Annotated in this window: 1 protein-coding gene; it reads right to left on the bottom strand. The window is 45.8% G+C overall.

Annotated features, from left to right (window positions below):
- Window positions 1–542: SurA N-terminal domain-containing protein (locus ACS8FD_RS23905; protein WP_439277678.1), on the bottom strand; the 542-nt coding region annotated here is incomplete at both ends.

Raw genomic sequence — 542 nt, 5'->3', positions numbered from 1 at the left:
TTAGGCGTTTTGCTTCAGGAGAGCTCAAAAATGCATCAATATCTTGCTCACTGATGCGCACCCGATTAGTGATTTGACGCTGCTGTAATGCTTGAATAGCAGCATCTTCGATCAGTTTTGCGCGTAAAGCCGCGTAGCTTCCAGCTTGGTTGGCATCAAGACGCTGCTGTAGCGCACCAATACTAGTAAGTCCTTCAGACTGAGCGATTTGTGCAAGACGTTGATTAATAGCAGCCTCATCGGGCTTTAGACCGACACGATTAACCAATGATAATTGCAACTCGCGCAATATCAACGCATTTAGTACCTCAGACTGCAATTGTGCTGAATTGGCAATAGGTTCGCCAGCGGCCTTCGCACGTGCCTGTGTTTGTGCAATTGCATTTACCAAGTCACTTTTTAAGATAGCATTGTCATTGACCAAAGCGATGATACCGTCAGTACTACTAGCGGACGTTAAACGAGCATTGTCATCTTGACTAGTAGCCACAGCGTTCGTTTGCGTATCTGCTGGTGCAGCTTGGCTACTAATGCTTAATAAA

It is taken from the genome of Psychrobacter sp. 1U2, assembly GCF_051847575.1.
Note: the sequence above shows the minus strand (reverse complement) of the source record. Positions and strands in the feature narration are given on the sequence as shown.